This window comes from Lewinella sp. W8 (assembly GCF_004375085.3).
Taxonomy (GTDB): Bacteria; Bacteroidota; Bacteroidia; order Chitinophagales; family Saprospiraceae; genus Neolewinella.
Genome location: NZ_SNAQ03000018.1, coordinates 26,064 through 46,228 on the forward strand (window position 1 = coordinate 26,064; position 20,165 = coordinate 46,228).

General features: G+C 56.8%; 16 protein-coding genes. 3 read left to right on the forward strand and 13 right to left on the reverse strand.

Annotated elements, in window-relative coordinates; translation table 11 throughout:
- Both E1J53_RS18180 and E1J53_RS18185 read left to right on the forward strand, forming a co-directional pair.
- A complete protein-coding gene (locus tag E1J53_RS18180) occupies positions 1-564 on the forward strand; it encodes an RNA polymerase sigma factor (protein ID WP_134270647.1) in 564 nt (187 codons plus the stop codon).
- 30 nt (positions 565-594) lie between these two features.
- Positions 595-1,887: a hypothetical protein gene (locus tag E1J53_RS18185; RefSeq protein ID WP_134270648.1), complete on the forward strand. Its 1,293-nt coding sequence runs from the start codon at positions 595-597 to the stop codon at positions 1,885-1,887.
- 292 nt (positions 1,888-2,179) lie between these two features.
- On the opposite strand, the gene E1J53_RS18190 is transcribed toward E1J53_RS18185, so the two are convergent.
- From E1J53_RS18190 to E1J53_RS18215, 6 genes are all read right to left on the reverse strand, one after another.
- On the reverse strand, positions 2,180-3,355 hold the full coding sequence (locus tag E1J53_RS18190; RefSeq protein WP_134270649.1) for an AIR synthase-related protein: 1,176 nt from the start codon (positions 3,353-3,355) through the stop codon (positions 2,180-2,182).
- 264 nt (positions 3,356-3,619) lie between these two features.
- Entirely contained in the window at positions 3,620-5,437 is a 1,818-nt protein-coding gene (locus E1J53_RS18195) for a Xaa-Pro dipeptidyl-peptidase (protein ID WP_134270650.1), read from the reverse strand.
- A gap of 271 nt (positions 5,438-5,708) precedes the next feature.
- Positions 5,709-7,655, reverse strand: a complete 1,947-nt coding sequence (gene pulA / locus E1J53_RS18200) for a type I pullulanase (protein WP_253932073.1) — start codon at positions 7,653-7,655, stop codon at positions 5,709-5,711.
- 129 nt (positions 7,656-7,784) lie between these two features.
- Positions 7,785-8,597, reverse strand: a complete 813-nt coding sequence (locus tag E1J53_RS18205; RefSeq protein WP_134270652.1) for an alpha/beta hydrolase — start codon at positions 8,595-8,597, stop codon at positions 7,785-7,787.
- A 155-nt stretch (positions 8,598-8,752) separates the two neighbouring features.
- The gene (locus E1J53_RS24010; protein WP_173021553.1) at positions 8,753-9,754 is read right to left on the reverse strand and encodes a helix-hairpin-helix domain-containing protein; all 1,002 of its coding nucleotides are present in this window, start codon (positions 9,752-9,754) and stop codon (positions 8,753-8,755) included.
- Positions 9,755-9,787: 33 nt separating this feature from the next.
- On the reverse strand, positions 9,788-10,636 hold the full coding sequence (locus tag E1J53_RS18215) for an OmpA family protein (RefSeq protein ID WP_134270653.1): 849 nt from the start codon (positions 10,634-10,636) through the stop codon (positions 9,788-9,790).
- A gap of 549 nt (positions 10,637-11,185) precedes the next feature.
- On the opposite strand from E1J53_RS18215, the gene ffh reads away from it, so the two are divergent.
- Positions 11,186-12,538: a signal recognition particle protein gene (gene ffh, locus E1J53_RS18220; protein ID WP_134270654.1), complete on the forward strand. Its 1,353-nt coding sequence runs from the start codon at positions 11,186-11,188 to the stop codon at positions 12,536-12,538.
- Positions 12,539-13,152: 614 nt separating this feature from the next.
- Here ffh and E1J53_RS18225 read toward each other — a convergent pair.
- The 7 genes from E1J53_RS18225 to E1J53_RS18255 form a co-directional block, all read right to left on the reverse strand.
- The gene (locus E1J53_RS18225) at positions 13,153-13,887 is read right to left on the reverse strand and encodes an RluA family pseudouridine synthase (RefSeq protein ID WP_134270655.1); all 735 of its coding nucleotides are present in this window, start codon (positions 13,885-13,887) and stop codon (positions 13,153-13,155) included.
- A 380-nt stretch (positions 13,888-14,267) separates the two neighbouring features.
- Positions 14,268-15,803, reverse strand: coding sequence for a hypothetical protein (locus E1J53_RS18230; protein WP_134270656.1), 1,536 nt, complete (start codon positions 15,801-15,803; stop codon positions 14,268-14,270).
- A 67-nt stretch (positions 15,804-15,870) separates the two neighbouring features.
- Complete coding sequence (locus E1J53_RS18235; protein ID WP_134270657.1) at positions 15,871-16,893, reverse strand: aspartate-semialdehyde dehydrogenase; 1,023 nt, start codon at positions 16,891-16,893, stop codon at positions 15,871-15,873.
- 120 nt (positions 16,894-17,013) lie between these two features.
- On the reverse strand, positions 17,014-17,844 hold the full coding sequence (locus E1J53_RS18240; RefSeq protein ID WP_134270658.1) for a class I SAM-dependent methyltransferase: 831 nt from the start codon (positions 17,842-17,844) through the stop codon (positions 17,014-17,016).
- A 69-nt stretch (positions 17,845-17,913) separates the two neighbouring features.
- Entirely contained in the window at positions 17,914-18,450 is a 537-nt protein-coding gene (locus E1J53_RS18245; RefSeq protein ID WP_134270659.1) for a GNAT family N-acetyltransferase, read from the reverse strand.
- Positions 18,451-18,482: 32 nt separating this feature from the next.
- Positions 18,483-19,010 carry a hypothetical protein gene (locus tag E1J53_RS18250; RefSeq protein ID WP_134270660.1) on the reverse strand — a complete coding sequence of 176 codons (528 nt, stop codon included), beginning with the start codon at positions 19,008-19,010 and terminating at the stop codon, positions 18,483-18,485.
- Positions 19,010-20,107, reverse strand: a complete 1,098-nt coding sequence (locus E1J53_RS18255; protein ID WP_134270661.1) for a VWA domain-containing protein — start codon at positions 20,105-20,107, stop codon at positions 19,010-19,012. Before E1J53_RS18255 ends, E1J53_RS18250 begins: the two co-directional genes overlap by 1 nt.
- Positions 20,108-20,165: the final 58 nt, after the last annotated feature.

The window sequence follows — 20,165 nt, forward strand, 5'->3', positions numbered from 1 at the left end:
ATGAGCCTATCGCCATTACGTACCTCTGGGTTTACCACCAATGGCCCCACCGACGAAAAGGAATTTAACGCCTTTTTCTCGCAGTACTTCTCCCCCTTGCTGAGCAACGCACAGCGGACATTAGGTTGCCCCCATGAGGCGCAGGAGGTAGTACTGGACGTATTCACCAAGGTCTGGAAACAGCGCAACGACCTGAGCATTCACAGTAATACCGCCGCCTACCTGCGCTCCGCCGTCCGGAATCGCTGCATCGATTATCTGCGCAAGCGAAACCGCCAGCGAACCATCACGGGAGAGCTGCCCATTCACCGTCCCTGTCCCTCCCCCACTCCGGACCAATGCACTACCGCCAACCAACTCGATGACCTGATCGAAAAGGCCATCAGCGACCTCCCGCCCAAAGGCCAGCACATTTTCCGGCTCAACCGGTTTGAAGGACTTACTTACCAACAAATCGCCAAGAACTGCGGGGTAAGCCAGAAAACCATCGAGACCCACATGCGCAGAAATCTCATCTTCCTCCGCAGTCGCTTGCAGCCCTACACCGACATCCGTCTGTCCTAGGAGAAATAGGCGGAAGTAAAACAGGTCGAAATGATCATCCGGGATAACTCAGCGGCACGATGGGCCCTGATTGGAGGTGGAAATTTTCAACTGGCCTTCACCGTTTGGTTACTCGAGCAATTACCGGAACACCGGGGCAACAACCACTGCGTCCTGATCCGGCCAACTAATGGTGGCCCCTACACGAACCTGGAACAATCCCGGGGCCAATTCACCTGTCGACTCCAGGGACTAAAAAACGGCCAACCTTTCTCCCAAGACACCCTCCTGGATCGCATCGACCGAATAGTCTATCCCTGGGAAGATTTTGACGATTTTCTGAGCAGTGCATCCTTACCCAATCTTCGGTTCGTAGTCAGTAACACCACGGAGGCGGGTCTTCAGATAGCGGACGAGCCCCTTCCTTCAGGACAACCCGCGGCCACCTTTCCCGGAAAGCTTACCCAGTGGCTTTACCACCGGTTCTCCCACTTCCGCGGGGCTGCTACCGCCGGGGTGACCTTGTTGCCCCTTGAGCTGGTAGACGATAACGGTCCCCTCCTCAAATCACAGCTGCTTCATTACGCCCAAATCTGGGAGCTGGGGGATGCCTTTTCTACCTGGCTTGCCGATCACTGTCCCTCCCATTCCAGCCTGGTAGACCGCATCGTGACCGGTAAGTGTCCGGCAAATACCAAAGACCAGCCTGCCTTGGCCGTTTGCGCTGAGCCCTACTTTTCGTGGTCCATCAAAAGTCCGGAACCGATTTTTGAAGCCCCTTCCCACTTAGTCAACTTCACGTCTTCGCTGGAACCGATACGCAACGCCAAGGTGCGACTACTGAACGCCACCCACACGTCAATGGTGGCCATGGGACTTCCCCGAGGATTTCGAACGGTACGGGAATTCCTGACCGATCCTGAATGGACGGACTGGGTGCGGGAACTCCTTAATGAAGAGCTCTACCCCAGCCTGTCGGAGGAAGACCAGCCCGGAGAAGCATACGTCCGGGCAATGCTCGATCGACTGGCCAACCCCTACCTTCATCACCATCTGGCGGACATCTCCCTCAACTCCCTGACTAAGATCCGTACCCGGATTTGGCCAGCCATCGTGGATTATCATCAAAAAATGGGAAAACTCCCTCCTCGGCTGATGCAGGCCTTCCAGAGCATGATCGCCCATTATCAGGATCCTTCTGCGATTCTCCGGGACGACGCCCGGGCCATCACCGCCATTCGGGAACATCAGCTGGACACTCCAACTGCGATCTTCAGCCTCTTAGCCGATGAACGGGTCTGGGGGAAACCATTACCGGTTACGGCCGGGATGTTTCCGGGGTAGAATAGGTGAGTTCCATCGGGGAGAAGGCATATTTGCGCCGAGGATTTCGGTCGCAAGGCCCTTGCCGTTCAGTGAACGGCGGCAAACCTTGCTCCACCTGAGGGACGGCCTTCCAGGTCGAAGAGAGAGAAAGCGTTTCACTTTGCCTGATGCTTTGCGACCGGGCGACCGGCTTGCGCTTGTCCGGCCAATTTTGAGTGGGACGGGGAGCAAGCCTGCTTTCATAATTTCTTTCTGATGCTTTGCGATCGGCTTGCGGAGCAAGCCTACTCCTTAGCCTCAGCCTACATTACTATTCAAAGTAATCCTCCACGCCACCGGGCGTATGCAAGCTTACCGTAGGTCGATCCGCGGATTCTACGTGTCCGACCACCTGGGCGTCGATCCCAAACTTTGTGGCAATATCAATTACCGTCTGGGCTTCCTCTTCCGGCAGGTATACCTCGAGGCGGTGGCCCATATTGAAGACCTGATACATTTCCCGCCAGTCGGTGCCACTCTCTCCGCGGATCAGGTCAAACAAGGGGGGCACATCAAACAGCTGATCCTTGACCACCCGCACCCGATCGATGAATTTGACCACTTTGGTCTGGGCTCCTCCGGTGCAGTGGATGAGTCCGTTCAGTTTTGGCCGTAGCTCGTCCAGCAATACCTTAAGGACGGGGAGGTACGTTCGGGTGGGGCTCAGGACCAGTTTCCCCACGGGAATCATCAGTCCGTTGTCCACCATGATTTCCTCGGTAAGGGAGCGGGAACCGGTGTAGATTACTTCCTTGGGCACCTCGGGATCAAAGCTCTCCGGATACTTATCTGCGTACTCGTGCCGGAACACGTCGTGGCGGGCACTCGTGAGCCCATTACTGCCCATCCCACCGTTGTAGGCATCCTCGTAGGATGCCTGTCCGTAGCTGGCCAGCCCGACGATTACGTTTCCGGGCTTGATGTCATTGATGACCAGCTCATCCCGGCGCAGGCGGGCAAAGGTGGTGAAGCCCACGTCGATGGTGCGCACGATATCCCCCACGTCGGCGGTTTCGCCGCCGGTCATGTGCAGGGCCACGCCTTCTTCGGCCATCCGGTCGGCAAATTTCTGTGCCCCCTGGATGATGGTCTTAAGGACTTCCCCGGGAATACGGTTCTTGTTGCGGCCAATGGTGGAACTGACCAGTACGTCGTTGACCGCCCCAACGCAGCCCATGTCATCCAGGTTCATCACCAGGCTGTCCTGCACGATCCCTTCCCAGACACTCAGGTCACCGGTCTCTTTCCAGTAGAGATACGCCAGACTGGTCTTGGTGCCGGCGGTATCGGCGTGCATCACGTTACACCAGTCGGCATCTCCGCCAACCACATCCGGAAGAATTTTACAGAAGGCTTTGGGGTAAAGCCCCTTGTCGAGCCCCTTAATGGCTTCGTGTACCTCAGATTTCGTGGCGGAAACGCCCCTTTTCTCGTATTTACTGGACATGTCGCGAAGGTAGGAAGGAAAATTTAGGATTGAGGATTGAGGACGAAGGATTTAGCGTGATTCCAAAACCTTAATCCTGAAGCCTTAATCCTCAATCCTCCTCACGGCGGCGGAGCGCAGGTGCAAAGTAGATCAAGAAAGGCCAGGTACGTTTGGACACCGCACTGTGATCTACATTGACGGGGATTAGGATCGCTCTACAATTACCATAGCCCCACCAAACTACCCGGCACCCGCGGCCCCTCGCCCGAAACAATCGTCATCCTATTTTTTCAGCGCCTGCTCCAACATCACCTTACCCCCCACCACGGGAAGTTTCAGGCTGGTGCCCTTGAGGTCTACGGTCAGCTCGGTACCCGGCTCCGGCCAGAGGGTGAATTCCCGGTCGCTGGAGAAGATCAGCAGACCGATTTGTTGTCCGGCGGGGATAACCTGATCGTCGGGCTGGAGGGTGAAGGTCACGTCGTAAAACTTGCCCGGCTTCAGGGGCTCACTCTCGGTGAGGGAGGCGTGATTCTGGGGGTCCGCCCAACCACGGGTGATGATGTTGTCGGTGATTTTGCTCCGCCGACCGGACTCCCAGGGAAGGGCAACTAACCACACGGAAAGGTTGGCGGCGGGCATATTGCTCGCCAGCCGTACGGTGATCTCGGGCACCCCGGAGAGGTGCACAGGCTGTTGCAACTCGGGCATCAGGTAGAGCAGCCGGTGCTCCGTATGCTCGGCCTGCGCCAGGGCAGAACCGGAGAAGGAGTAATTGTCTACGAGGGTTTCCTTACCCTTCGCCATGCCGGCATCCATGCCCAGACCGCCCACTTTTGGCGCAGCCCCCGACGGATAAACGGTGACCATCTCCGCGTCCGGGTGTGGGTAATCCGGATAGGCCGTCGGGTCCTGCCGGTCATCGTTCTCCCGAACGATCCACGACTTGGGCCCCTCTTCCGCTCCATTATCTACTCCGTGCAGGTACTTGGTAAACCACTTGTTCATCATGGAGAAGGGCGGTGGCCCACCGTGGCCGTTCTGGTGGTAGTAAATTTTGGCGGGAAGCCCCTTTTCTTTCGCCGCTTTGTATATCCGGTAGCTGTGCTCTGGCATTACGTTCCAGTCGTTGAAGCCGTGGGACATCAACAGGGCGGCCTTCATGGGCTCCATGTCGTTGAGGTAATCCCGGCCGGCCCAGAACTCGTTGTAGTCTCCCGTCTCGCGGTCCATTCCCGCGGCCATTTCCTTATCGCGCACCGTGGCGTTATTGTAGGGACGTTTGGCCTCATCGCCACTGTGGATAAAGTCATACAGCACGTCAATGTCTTCCCCGAGGTAACCACCGGGAGAGCGTACCAGTCCGTGGGAGCGGTAGTAGTGATAATAAGAGGTGTTGGGCGCTACGGGAATGATGGCCTCCAGGCCTTCCACTCCGGTGGTGGCCGCCGCCAGCGGCAGCGTTCCGTTGTACGAAGTGCCCGTCATGCCCACCTTTCCGGTGGTCCAGTAGGCATCCACCTCCTCGTCACCATCCGGGGTGGTGTATCCCTTCGCTCGTCCGTTGAGCCAGTCGATTACCGCCTTGGGGGCCAACGATTCATTATCTCCGCCCACGGTGGGGGCGCCCTGCGAAAGCCCCGTTCCCGGGGATGAAGAATGGACGACGATGTAGCCCCGCGGCACCCAATCCCGGATGTGTCCGTTGGAAATGATCGGCCGTTCGCCACGCCGGACCACCTCTACGTGGGTGCGTGGTTTGGCTTTCTCCCCCAGTTCGTGCCTGACGTCCCAGAAAAGGCCTTCGGCATTGCCGGCCACGCCGGCAAAGTAGGGGCTGGTATTATACACTACGGGTAACTTCAGGCCCTCCTCGGTTTGCTTGGGACGGGTGACCGCCACGTGCATCCGGTCCGGTTGTCCGTCTCCGTCCGTATCGAACTCCGTCTCCACCCATAAGTCATGGCGCAGCCAGTCTTTGGGATCTTCAAATTCGGGGACAATCTGTGCCTCCCCATTTTCAAAAACGGGACCAACCGGATCCTGAGCGAAGACCAGCAGGGAAAGGAGGGATAAGGGGAGAATACCTAAATATTTCATGGTTCGGGTTTGGTAATGTATTGGTCTGGGTTAGGCGGTAATATTTGGTCCATCAATAATGATTTCAACTTCTCCCCCAGCCCCTCTCCGTACCGCTCCAATGTCGCTGGAGAGGGGAGCAATTTAACGATTTTGGTAGTAAAACGCCTTGCGTTTTTATAGCCCCCTTCCTCCATATAAAGGATTAAAGGAATGTTTTTCATTTATAAAAAACGCCTCGCGTTTTTATAGCCCCTCTCCTCCGGAGAGGGGTTGGGGAGAGGTGAAAAATTCACCGCACCAAAATAAGCGCACTTCTCCCGTCTACGTAGGTCCATTCCTCCCGCTCCCCGCCGATGCCCTCCGGGTTCACTTCCCGGCCGTTGGCGACCGTCGTCCAGCTGCCCTCGGGCAGCTCAATGCGCTTGGCCTGCCCGCTGCCGTTGAAGGCGACGAGGATGTCGCTCCACGCATCACCGGGAGCATCCTGAATACGATAGACCACCAACTGGTCATCGTTGGTTTGTGCAAACTCCAGGTGACCCGTAATTTTTTCGGTACTGCCCAGTCGGAAGGCGGGGTGTTGTTTTCTCAGCTCGATGAGCCCCCGGACATAATTGTAGGTAAGCTTGTTGGCCCGTTTTCCGGCGTACCGGATGGCGTTGACCCCGTCACCACTTTTGTAACTATTCTCGTCTCCGTTTTTGGTACGCTCCATTTCCGATCCGGCGTGCAGGAAGGGAATGCCCTGGGAGGTCAGGACGATGGCCAGCGCCAGGCGCTGCATCTGGGAGCGGTAAGACGGCGGGTCTCCGGGGTTGGAAATGGCCAGTCGGTCCCGGAGGGTATGGTTATCGTGGCAGCTGACGTAATTGATGCACTGGGCCGGTTCCTTCGCCCAGGGCTCATTGGAGTAGTTTACGCTGTCGTAGTTCACGTGCGGGTGAAAGGTAGACCCAACAATGCCGAAACGGATCGACATATCCCGTCCGTGGGCACCGCTGACGAAGCCTTGCTCTTCGTGGTTAAACACACTTCCCTTGAGTCCGTCCCGCAGGTCATCACTGAAGGCCGCCACGCGGTCCAGCTGCGGGGTATGCGCCTTGAGGGCCCGCTGCTCAACGGGCAGCGGCGAGTCTCCGGCCGTCCAGCCTTCCCCGTACAGGAGAATGGTGGAATCCAGGGCGTGCAGCGACTGGCTGATTTCATTCATCGTGGCGATGTCGTGAATGGCCATCAAATCAAAGCGGAAGCCGTCGACGTGGTATTCCTTCACCCAGTACTCCAGGGATTCCCGGATGTATTTTCTCACCATCGGCCGATCGCTGGCAATTTCGTTACCGCACCCACTGGCGTTGCTGAAGCTTCCGTCCTCGTTGAAGCGGTAGAAATAATCCGGAATCAGATGCTGGAAATGGCTGTCGGCGCTCTTACCCGTATGGTTGTACACCACGTCCATGACCACCCGGATACCGGCATCGTGCAATGCCTTGACCATCTGCTTAAACTCTCGTACCCGCACTTTTCCGTTGCGGGGGTTCGTCGAGTAACTGCCCTCCGGAACGTTGTAGTTCTGGGGGTCATAGCCCCAGTTGTACTGGGCCTCCTCCGTTTGGGCCTCATTGACGCTGAGGTAATCGAAAGAGGGCAGCAGGTGGACGTGCGTGACGCCCAACTCGATGAGGTGATCCAGCCCGGTGGCGTCTCCCTGGTTGGTGGCCGTTCCGCGCTCGGTGAGCCCCAGAAATTTTCCGGGATGCTCGATGTTGGCCCGGGGGTCCAGACTGATGTCCCGCACGTGCAGTTCGTAGAGGATGGCGTCGGTTGCCGCCGCCAGCGGCGGCGCGGTGTCCTGCGCCCAGCCCTCGGGGTTGGTGTCCGCCAGATCGATCACCTGTCCCCGGGTGCCGTTGGTTCCCGCAGCGCGGGCGTAGGGGTCGGTGGCTTCTTCCTGCCAGGTCCCGTTTTGCTTTACCTGGAAGGTGTAGTAAATCTCGTCCATGTCGCCTTCCGCGATGGCCGTCCAGGCCCCATCGATCTCTTCCATGTCCAGTACCCGCATGGGGGCCAGGTCACCGCTGTCTTCGCGGTAGAGCTTCACCCGGGCGGCGTCCACGGCGGGAGACCAGAGTTTAAAGGTTGTTGCCTCCGTGGTGTACTTCGCGCCGAGATCGCCGTGGGGATAAATCGGATACTCGTCAAGGCTGGTGTATACGGGGCGGGTTTCTTGGCAGCTCATAAGGGTTCCCAGTAGTAAACTAAGTGCGAGGGCACGAAACATGGTCATTAGCGGGTGGTTTGCCGTGCTAAGGTAGCGATTTAGTCGGTGCACTTGCCCACCAATTTTCGGTGGTTAAACTTGCAATTGTTACTTCCCCATGGCAATCGCGCCCACTACCTCCCCGAAGGTGCGGCTGAGGATGGCGCCCCGGTGGCCCTGCCCCTCCAGCGGTCGCAGATTAATCCGCTGGGGGTCGATGGAGACCAGTTCTTCGGCCATCCGGAAGGGAATCAGTTCATCGGCCGTACCGTGCAGGATGGTCACTGGAGCATTGCTTTCCCGCAGCCGCTTCGCGTTGTCCATCGGATACCGCATCAGAAAGTCAGGGAACATCCAGAAAAACTCATTCTTCATGTCCGTCAGACTGGTGTAGGGGGCCACGAGGACCACGTTGCCGGGATTATTTTCCGCCGCCAAATAGCTTGCCGGGCCGGAGCCCAGGGAATACCCCACCACGGTAATGTTTTCTTCGGCGTAGTCCAGCTCCTCGCGCAGGTAATCGTAGGCCTCCTGAAGGTCTTCCGTCAGATGCTCCTCCGTCGTCAGGGCCCCTTCACTTTTTCCGAATCCCCGATAGTCAATCAGCAGCAGGTCCACGCCGATTTGCTGCAGCGCCCGGGTCTGGTGCAGGCTTCTGCGGTTGTTGCCCACGTTACCGTGCAGGTAGAGCACGACTTTGCGGGCGGCAGGGTCCGTATTGGCCGCAGCGCGCAGGTGCAGGGCGTGCAGGCGAGTAGCATCGTCCGTGGGCACCCAAACCTCTTGGTAATTTTCGTAACGGTAATCCGCGTTCAGCGCCCGGGGGTGAAAAAGCAGTCGCTCCTGGCCGGCGTAAAGCAAGATGCAGATCAATACGTAGCCACCCACCAAAACGTATCCTAATCGACGTAACCATTTCATGCAAGGAATAACGACGGGAACTACGGGAAGTTTTCCCGAAGTCTCCACAACTCCCACGTCCCTGACCCTACATAAAAGCGGCCCCACCTCCCGAAGGAGATGGGGCCGGAATATTTGAGGTTAATACCTCAGCAATCTACTAGTCTCAAAGAAGGTTATACACCTCCCTGGAGATCGTCCTGCAGTGCCTTGAGGGCACTCCAGTTTCCGGCGGCGGCCAGCGCCGCCTGTTGTGGCCAGGTCCGGGGATTGGCCAGCTTGTAGCGGGGACCGGCAGCGTCCAGGATTTCCTGGATACGCTCTACCGAGGTGTTCGCCAGTTCGGACCAGTTGTTGATGCCTCCTTCCTTCAGGAGTCCTTCAATCTTTGGTCCTACCCCTTCGATTACCTTGAGGTCTTCCGGCTTGACGCTGCTGAACCCAAGTTTCTTGGTGGCCAGCTTCTCAAACTTCGAGGGCGTTTCGAAGTCGCCGGTGGTTTCCCGGCCGGCGTCCGTGAAGCGTTGGTAGCGAATCAGTTCGTCCCAGTCTCCGGCGGCGGCCAGCGACGCCTGGTGGGGCCAGCTGGTAGGATCGCAGAGGGCAAAGCGCTTGCCGGCTGCATCCAGGTGCTTACGGAGGTCATCGGCGTCGGCCTTAGCCAGGTCATCCCAGGTTTTGTAGCCCGCGTCAATAAGTACCTGATTCACCTTCGGCCCGACGCCTTCGATGATCTGGAAGTTATCGTTGTTGAAGAGTCCGGCGTAGACGGAACCTCCGCCAGCGCTTTCGTCGCTGGTCAGGGATCCGGCGGCGAGGCCGCCAGCAACTCCCAGGGCGGTACTTCCGTCATCGGTGGAAGCCTGATCGACCTGAACTTGCAGCATGTGCTTATCGGACTCACAGCGTTGCAGGGCCGCGCGGAGGTCAGCCTCCGCCTTCTGGCTCTCCTCGAGCTGGTACTTGATGCTCTGGTAATCCGTCTCCCACTTCGTGGCGGCGGCGTGGTAGCGATCACGGTCAGCCTTTACTTCCTCGTAATCGTCGTGCTTATCTCCTCCTCCGCTGAGAAGTCGGCAGATCAGGCAGCCCAGCAGAAAGGCAAGACCGGTCCATAGCCAGTACCAAAAACAGGCACCCCACAGCGTTGGCTCTACTTGAAGAAAAATATTACTCATGGTTAATGTGTGTTGCGTTGGAAGAAAGGTGATTTAGGGGATGAGTTTGACGACGGCACGCCGGTTGAGTTGTCTTCCGGAATCCGTATCGTTGGTGGCCACTGGATTAGTTTCCCCTTCCGATTCGGTAGTAATCCGATCCGCCGGGGCTCCGTTGCGCACCAGGACATCCTTAAGGAAGTCTGCCCGTCGCTGCCCTAAGCGCATGTTGAATTCAGCCGAGCTACGGCTGTCGGTATGGCCAATGATGGTGACGTTTTCCTCGGTTGCCTTCAGGCGGTCCGCCAGCTTTTCAAGGTAGTCTTCTACCTCCTGGTCCAGGGAATTTGTCGCGGAGCCGAAGGGAAAGCGAACGATGATTTCGTTCTGGTCCAGCTCGACGATTTCTGCCTTGTCGGGCTCATCTTCCCGCTGCGGCTCACTCATATTGAAGGTTCCGGCCTGCCACTTGTCCTCCGCGGCGGGAGTAGCGCCGTCCATCCGGCGGGCAAGGGTTACGATTTTGTCGGCGGGAATATCGGGGACTAACAGGTCCTTGATGCGATCGGCACGCAAAAAGCCCATGTTTTCGTAACCATCCGGAACGGCTTCGCTCGGATAGTAATGGCCATATATTTCTAATAACTGATTGGGGTTGGCGTTGTACTGGTCGAGTAGTCGCTGGCGCAGCGCTGGCCATTCGGTACCGGTCAATACATCCGCGGAGCCAAGGCTCGAAACAACAGCATAATTATTGGTGACTTCAGCGGGGGTGGTCTCGTCAGTGTTCGTGATGACGTCCGCATCACCACAACACTGCGGCTGAACGCAGGTGTAAAAGGTGACGGCGGTAAAGGCCAACCACACCAGAAACATCACTAAAATTCGCATTAGTGTGGACATAGATGGTGGGTGTAGTGAATAATGATCTTCAGGGGCGCCTTTCTTCCGTGCGAAAGCCGCCCAGTTTATTTTTACTTTCTGGTTTTTCTCGGGGTTGGCAACCTCCTCCGTTGAGGGGGTAAAATCTCAAGCCAATTTAGTCATATGAAGTGATAAGGTAAGCGTAAAGGCCACTTTTTCTGTGGTTTCGGTGCCGATAATCCTCATTCTTCCCCCCATAAGCTCCTCGCGGAGGTACCCGACGGGCCCCGAACGACATTTCGCCTGAGGTTATCCCTTCGGTATTCTATGACGGCAATCGCCTTCACTTGGTCACAATCCGGTGCTTTTGTCAACCCAAAAAGGCCCGGACGACGTTATGTAGCTGGCGAAAATCGGGGGCATAACGGTTCGTAATCCCACGACACGGCCCCTCCGAAATATCATGGCACCTGCTTTAGCCAAAATGAAGCACGGCACTATCGGAATTTATGAAGGGACCCAAATGGTCGCACATCCCGTTTTTCCCAGCCTCCTGAAGTATATTTGCAGCCCGAAATTTATCGCAGCATGTTTGACAGTTTAAGTGAACGCCTTGAAGGTGCCTTTAAAACCCTGACGGGGGATAACAAGATCACCGAAATAAACGTAGCCCAGAGCATCAAAGAGATCCGGCGCGCCCTCGTTGCCGCGGACGTCAACTACAAGATTGCCAAGGAGTTTACGGATAAGGTCAAGGAAAAGGCACTGGGCACCGAAAACGTGCTGAAGGCCGTCAAACCCGGCCAGTTGATGGTTAAGATTGTCCAGGATGAGCTCACGGAGTTGATGGGCGGACAGTCCGTGGGGATCAACGTCAAGGGCAATCCGGGCGTAGTCCTGATTGCGGGCCTGCAGGGTTCGGGTAAAACGACCTTCAGCGGTAAACTGGCGCTCCACCTCAAGGAAAAGAAGAAACTCAAGGTCCTGCTGACGGCCTGTGACGTGTATCGTCCCGCCGCCATCGACCAGCTGACGGTCCTCTCCGAGCAGGTGGGAGCGGGCATTTACAAAGAGCCGGAGAACAAGAACCCGGTAGAAATTGCGCTGAACGCCATCGCGCACGCCCAGGACAACAAGTACGACGTCGTCATCGTCGATACCGCCGGTCGACTGAGCGTCGACGAGAAGATGATGCAGGAGATCAGCGAGGTGCGGGAAGCGATCAGCCCCAACGAAACGCTCTTCGTCGTGGACTCCATGACGGGTCAGGATGCCGTCAATACCGCCAAAGCCTTCAACGACCGGATCAACTACGACGGTGTCGTACTGACGAAACTGGACGGTGACACCCGCGGTGGTGCCGCCCTTTCGGTGAAGTACACCGTACAGAAGCCCATCAAATTTGTCTCTACCGGAGAAAAGATGAACACGCTGGACGTGTTCCACCCCGACCGGATGGCCCAACGCATTCTGGGCATGGGTGACATCATCTCCTTCGTAGAACGCGCCCAGGATCAGTTTGACGAGGAGGAAGCCAAGCGGCTGGAAAAGAAAATCAAGAAGAACAAGTTCGACTTCAATGATTTCCTCGGCCAGCTCAACCAACTCCGGAAGATGGGGGACATCAAGAGCCTGCTGAACATGATCCCGGGGATGAAGAAAATGATGAAGGACATCGACATCGACAACTCCGCCTTCAGCAAGGTGGAGGCCATCATCCAGAGCATGACGCCGCAGGAGCGGGCACAACCGGAACTGATGAGTATGTCCCGCAAGAAGCGCATTGCCCGCGGTTGCGGCCAGAGCATGGACGACGTGAACCGCTTCATCAAGCAGTTCGACCAGATGCGGAAGATGATGCACAAGATGTCCAACAACCCCGCCATGGCGGGCATGCAGGGGAACTTCAAGCCCGGGCGTGGAAAAGGTCGCCGGCGGTAGGGAAGGCTGGCTAGCCAATTTACCCTTGCCCGGAAGCGACCCTCAAAGGAACCCAAGCGCTCCGCGATGCGGAGCGTTGGGTGCACTTCGAGGTCGCGGCCAACAACTTACCAAAACCGTTTAGTGATCCCGTAGCGCCGGATTTATCCGGCGAAGGGAGGGCCTTTGGCCCGACGTCTACTACACCGTGAAGTGGCAACCTTTAGCCCTGGCGACCGGCTTGCGGAGCAAGCCTATTCCGGGTGTTCAGCCTGAATCCTGAATCCTTAAGCCTCAATCCTATCCTGCTCGACCGGCTTGCGCCTACCCGACTAATCGTCGATGGGGCGGGGATCGAGCCTGTTCCGGAATCATGTTCAGCTTTGCAGATGGCTCGGCGTGGAACGCCTCGACCGGTTTGGGGTGCTCAGCCTCCTTGGACTTGTCGACCGGCTTGCGGAGCAAGCCTATTCCGGGGGGCGCAGCCTGAATCCTGGATCCTAAATCCTTAAACCTCAATCCTACCCTGCCCGACCGGCTTGCGCTTACCCGACCAATCATCAATGGGGCGGGGAGCAAGCCTCTTCCGGGTGTTCAGCCTTAATCCTGGATCCTAAATCCTGTAGCCTTAAACCTCAACCTCCCCCCACCAGCTTCCTCAGCTGATTGAGCACCGCCCGCATATCCTTGGGGCGTTCGGCCTCAAAGCTCATCCGTTCACCGGTGGCCGGGTGGGTGAAGGCCAGACGATGGGCGTGCAGGGGTACGCGATTCAGTAAGGGACGCTCTTCATGGGTGTGTTTGCCCAGTCGGTATTTTCTCCCCTTGATTTCGGAGAGCATGAATTCCGTACGTTTCCCGTAGAAGGGGTCAACCACGAGCGGATGGCCGATGTAGGCCAGGTGGACCCTGATCTGGTGCGTTCGTCCGGTAAATATTTGTACGCCAACCAGGCTGAATTGATCCCCGATGGGTTCCATGACCTTGTACAGCGTCAGGGCGTACTTACCGCGGGCCGTGACCATCATCTGACCGGATTTACCGGGATTGGGACCGATGGGTTCATCGATTTCTGCTTCCTCGGCCGCCGGCACGCCCTCCACGAGGGCGTGATAAATCTTATCGACCTCCCGCTCCCGGAACTGCCGATTGAGCTCCTTATGCGCGGCGGGAGTTCTGGCCACCACCACTACCCCACTCGTGGGGCGGTCCAGTCGGTGGACCGGCAGGATAGGGTCCCCGTACCGCGTGCCCAGGTAGTGGACCAGATTCCCGATCCCGGGATCGTAGCGATCCGGGACGGTAAGCAGGCCCGCCGGTTTATTGACTACCAGGAGATGTTCATCCTCAAATATGATCGGCACTTTCATGGCCGCGAAGGTAAGAGGATCCACTGCCATTGGAAAATAAAAAAAGCCGATCACCCCAGTGGTGATCGGCTTTCAATAATCCCATGAACATATATTTTTCGCTGAGAAAACTTGCGGAAAAAGTGAGTTGCATTCCGGCCATAGAGGGAAGACAAGGCCGGAATGCAATAGTCACAAACAAACGTAATCTCAGAATCTATCGATTAATTTGGAGCTGTATAGAGGACATTTCCCCCGCTCACAATACAAAAGTGCAATCTTCGGGCAGCAAGGACAACAACAGATTGAGGTAATTGTGAATCAATAATCACGGTTAAACCTGCTTAATCATCTGTAAAACAGGATTTTGCAATTTCAATTCGTGACAAAAACCAATCCACTTACTCCTCTTCGCTACCGGATTTTTTTAACTCATCAACGGTCGACTCCAATTTGTCCCCCGCAACCTTGGCTACGGCCTTGGCCGTGTCGGCCACGTCTTCGAGACTTTCGCCAATGGTTTCGGCCGCAGCGGCAATGAAGTCACCGGCCTGATCCAGCAGTCCTCCTTCCCGGGTGACCTCGTCCGCCGCGTCGGATACGGTAGTGATGGCCGTAGCAATGGCATCACCCGCTTTTTCGGCCATGGAAGGTTGGGGGCCCGTGATCTCACTGAAGGCGACCATGCTATCGATCTGGTCATCTTTTTCCTGAGGCTCAGCAGCTTTCTTTGCCTTGGCGGCCGATTTCTTCCCTTCCGAAATGGCGGCAGCGGCGGCCTCTAATTTGGCCTGCTCCTCGGGAGAAACCTGTTGCTCGGCCATGGTGGCCGCAATTTTGGCCTTAGCGGCTTCCGCCGCCGCTTTTTCGGCCGCGCGCTTGGCGTCCTTTTCCGCGCGCTTCTTCTGCTGGTCAATCTTCTTTTCCAGCATCACTTTGGTTTTCTCCATGTCCTCCAGCTTGACGCGCTTGGAGGCGATCCGACTTTCGATCATCACCACCTTAGCCTCCCGGATCTGTTTTTCTAACTGACCGTTGGTACGCTCAATCCGGCGGTGCTCGAACTGAAGGTCCTTTTCGTCACGGCCGATGCTGGACTTCATCCGATCAATGGCCTTGAGTAGGCCCTCCAAGCGGGACTCCGTACGGCCGAGCGCATTGGAGGCTCCGCCTCCTTTTTGCCCCCTCTTCTCTTTAACCGCCTTAAAGGCCGCATCGATCCGGCCGTAGATGGCGTCCCGGTCTTCCTTGGTGAACTTGACGCCATGGAATTTCCGCTGGATATCCCGGAGATCGTTGAAAACTTTGTTGAGGTGAGTTCCCTCACCAATCCGCTTTTCGGCGTCTTCGAGCAGTTCGCCGAACTTGGCGACCTGTTCTTTGCTTTCCTCCTTGTATTTCGCGTTGAGGGATTCCCGCATTTCCTTCAGCTTAGCGAAGGTTTTATCGACCTGCTTACGGATGTCGTTGCCCTGTTCCCGCAGTAGGGTCTTGTCTTGTAACTGGCCCTGTACTTTCTGCCAGAAACTCTTGGCCTGGTTCCAAAGGTCGGAGGAGTATTCTCCGGCTCGCTCAATGCGGTCTTCCAGTTCAGCCAACTCCGCCTTGTAGGTCTGGGCAAGTTTTTCGCTGAGCACGTGGAAATGCCACTCGGTTTGTGCCCGCAGAATCATGTCCGTCTGCTCCGCCTTCAGGTCCTCCGGCAACAAACCTTCCGACACGCTAAGTTCACGGGCGATGACGCGGTCCGGTTCCGGAAGTTCGGCCTCCTGACCCTTGCGCCACTTGTCCATAAATGCCTGGTACACTTCGTCCGTAACGATTTTCTCAGGATAAGTCTGAATGCGTACGATGTTGTCGGCAACCTGAAGTTCGATCGTGATCAGTACACGTTTTTCCTGGGCGTCACGCCCCCAGACGGCAATTCGATTTCTCATGTCAGTCAGAGATTGTAAGTAGGGTCCTTCGGAACCCATCAAATTATGCAGTGCGGCAAAGGCTCCGTTAAGCCCCCACCGCGGTATTGTTTCCAATCAGTTTCTGGGCGACGAGGTACTCCGCGATTTGCACCGCATTCGTCGCTGCGCCCTTCCGTAAATTATCGGCCACGATCCAGAGGTTAAGACCATTTTCGATGGATTCATCACGCCGGATGCGGCCCACAAAGACCTCATCACGGTGCTTAGCCAATAACGGCATGGGATACACATTGTTGCGAACATCGTCCTGAACAATAATCCCGGGTGTAGCGGCCAGAAGTTCCCGCACCGCCTCGACGGTGAAGGGTTTTTCAAATTCCACGTTTACCGATTCACTGTGGCCGCCGTGTACGGGCACCCGCACGGCAGTAGCGGTAATGGCGATGCTGTCATCGCCAAGAATTTTTCTCGTTTCGTGCACCAGCTTCATCTCTTCCTTGGTGTAGTCGTTGTCCAGGAAGATGTCGCAGTGCGGAATACAGTTTTCGAAAATTGGGTAATGGTAGGGGCGATCCGTTTTGGAGGTATCTTCTCCACGGCGCTCCGCTTCGTATTGTTGCACGGCGGGTACGCCCGTGCCGGTGAAGGACTGATAGGTAGAAATGACCAGTCGCTTGATGGTGAAGGCCCGGTGCAGCGGCGCCAGGGCCAGTACCATCTGGATGGTGGAGCAGTTCGGGTTGGCGATGATCAGGTCGTTTTCGGTCAGCTGATCCGCGTTCACTTCGGGAACTACCAACCGCTTGTCCGGGTCCATGCGCCAGGCGCTGGAGTTATCCACCACTACACAGCCGACTTCCGCAAATTTCGGGGCCCATTCTTTGGAGGTGCTGCCGCCGGCACTGAAAATAGCTACGTCGGGACGACGCTCAATGGCGTCCTCCATACCAATGACGGTATACTCCTTACCCTCGTACTGAATTTTCTTTCCAACGGAACGGGCGGAGGCTACCGGGTAGAGTTCGGTAATCGGGAAGTTGTGCTCCCGGAGCACTTGAAACATTACACTTCCTACCAGGCCGGTGGCACCAACAACAGCTACTTTCATCTGTAAATATTTTGGGGGAGGCGAAAATACGGCCTTTCCCCCGTATCCGGTATGGCGATAAACTTCCTTTTGTCGGTTGTTTTCCGACCTACATCCGAAAACCAGCTGCTTTTCCTTTGGCTAGGCATTCATTTTCTGAAACATCAGAATGCCCCACTTGAGACAACCGCGATCGGCCAACTCTCCGAATCCCTGATAAGCCTTGACGCGCTGGTGGACAAATTTCTTACTAATCTGCTCCACGAAGGTTTCGCGTTCAGACTCCAGCGTACCGAGGAGTTTTTCAAAATGGATGGGTAGGTTGTCCGAAAGATCCAGGGAATACACGTGCTGGAAAAAACCACGGCGGGCATCATTCTGGTAGTCCTCTTCCGAAATCAATTCTTCTACGGGAAGCTGCTCGATGAGTTGCTCGGCCGAAGCATCACAACCGTTCTCCGCGCGCATCAGCGCGGAGAAAATCAGGCGACCTTCCGGTTTCACCACGCGGTGAATGGCCCGGAACATGGCCCGTTTCTTGGAGGTAATACTGAAACTGTCCTGGGCGATGACCACGTCAAAGGTATCCGGGGCGTAGGGCATGTAGTCGATGTCGCCCAGCGTTACCTTAACCATTTTCTCGAGGCCTTCCTCGGCGATTTGCTGCTCGTTGAAGGCATTTTGCACCTCGTCGTCGTTGAGGCATTCCACCTTACACTTTCCCTTGGTGGCAATGTAGCGGGCCGCGGTTCCGAAACCCGACTGGATGATTAACACCTTCGAGGCGCGCTTCAAGCGGGGCAGCAGCTTGAGCATTTTATCGGTGGTCTTACGACCGGCTTCCGTAGGGGATAATTTGGCCGGCCGGTAGATGCCGACGTGCAAGTCGTCGCCCCCCCACAGATTTCGATAGAACTGCTTGGATTTTTCGAGTTCGTTGAATACTGTAGGACTGGAGTCTGACTTGGTCATAAGAAGCGTTTACTATTGTAACCCGTAACTCCTTGATTTTGTGCGATTTTGGCAAATTTTATTTCGATTTCACCCTAAATCGAGCCGCATGTACACCTCATCCATGTAGGTATTTCCGGTTTTCGCGGCCCCAATTTCCCGACCGAACTCCACAAAGCCCGCCTCCCGGTAAAGCTTAATGGCCGCCGTGGCGTGGTGGGAGACCGTCAGGATGACGTGCTCCAGGCCGGGCATCTCCCGACAGCGCCGCAGCGCTTCCTGCATCAGGGCCCGTCCTACCCCAAGTCCCCGGGCGCGGTCGCTGACGTAGACGCCCCACATCATGGCCCGGTGGGCCCGCTTCGGGGCAGCATATCGTTTGACGCCCCAGATCCCCACCAGTTCTTCCCGCTCGTCGCCGGCGGCCGTCAAAAAGAACCCCAGGGTGACATTATTGGCGGGATCAGCGCCCAGGCGCTCCCGCCAGAGATCCGGATCAATCGGGTCATCGGGGGACTGCTCAAAGGAAAGCGGGGCACTTGCGAAACCCTCGCGCCGTAACCGAATGAACTCCTCCACGTCGTCGGGATCTAACGGACGAAGGTAGCCGTGGGAATGGGCAATCATTTGCGTGAGATTTTGGTGGTGGTGACCAAAAGCTATTCCCGCTTGGGCAGCTCGTCCTGCCAGTAGCGGTGCCCCCCCAGGCGGAATTTGGCCGGAATCACGAAGTTGGCCGCTTCGTTTATTTCCAGTCGGCAAAAGAAGGCCAGGTGGGGGGCCGTCTGCCGGAAATTGAAGGGCCGATAGTTTTCGGCGGGCGTCCGCAGGCCACTCAGGATGGGCATAGCATTCGGGGCGTCGCCGAAGTTATCCAGGTAGGGATAAGGGAGGGGAAGATTGAGTTGCATCACCGAGACGTAGTCGGACAAAAAATCCGTGCGCAGCGGAAGCATCAGCCGGTTGTAGAACCGGGGATTCAGCGGACTACCGAAGCGGGGAATCGGTCGCTCCTGGCCGTCCACCATCACCCGCTGGGCGGGAGGCGCTTCCCGCAGGAAGGGGGGGACTTCCTGTCCGAACGTGGATTGCCGGGCCCGACCGAAGGACTGGGCACCTGCGTCCGCGCCCAAAACGATCAATAGCCCCGCGAGGAGGCACCACTTCAGGAGGAATCGTCCGCTCATCACCGTTTCTTTTTGTTGTTCTTGTAGTCCCGGAACACGAAGTCGCCCAGTCCCTGCACGCCGCTGTAGTAGGCCTTGCCCTGGTTGGTTTCCGTAAAGGCCTCGACGAACTTCACCAGGTAGGGGTCGCGGGCGATCATGAAGGTCGTCACCGGGATCGACAACTTCCGCAGCCGACCGGCGAGGTTCAGCGTGCGGTTGACGATCGTCCGGTCCAGCCCCATGCTGTTCTTGATGTAGCGTTTGCCCCGCTTGATGCAGGTGGGCTTGCCGTCCGTGATCATGAAAATCTGCTTGTTCGGGTTCCGCCGCCGCCGCAGGATGTCCATGGCCAGTTCGAGGCCGGCCACCGTATTGGTGTGGTAGGGCCCGACCTGCAGGTAGGGCAAGTCCTTGATCTCCACCGGCCAGGCGTCATTGCCGAAAACGATGATGTCCAGCGTGTCCTTGGGGAAGCGGGTCGTAATGTACTCACTCAGGGCCATGGCCACCTTTTTGGCCGGCGTGATGCGGTCTTCCCCGTAGAGGATCATGGAGTGGCTGATGTCGATCATCAGCACCGTGCTCATCTGGGCCTGGTAGTGGGTTTCGTAGACCTCCAGGTCGTCATGGGTCAGTTTGAAGCCGTCGATGCCGTGGTTGATCTGGGCGTTGCGCAGGGATTCGGAAACCGCCAGTTTGTCCAGGCTGTCCCCGAACTCGAAGGGCCGGCGTTCACTCGTGTGCTCGTCTCCCCGGCCGGAGTAGCGGGTGCTGTGGTTGCCCCGCTTGGACTTTTTGATCTCCCCGAAGATGTCCTTCAGGGCCTTTTGCCGCAGTTCGCCCTCCATCTTGGCGGTGGGCACGTAGGGAGGCTGGCCGGGGCCGTCCCCCGGCTGGATGTAGTTCTTGTCGATCAACTCCTGGATAAAATCCGCGATGGAGTAATCGTCGTTCGTCAATTCGTACTGACGGTCGAGCTGGGTCAGCCACTGCAGGGCTTCGCCTACGTTGCCACTCGTGTGGGTCACCAACTCCTGGAAAAGTTGCAGCAGTTTATCGAAGGTAGTTTCTTCTCCTTCGCCGGGTAAATAATGTCTGAAACGCCAGCCGATCATGCACTTGGGGGTTGTGCCATGGAAACGGGTGGGGAGTGGATATGGTTTTGGGTGTCTT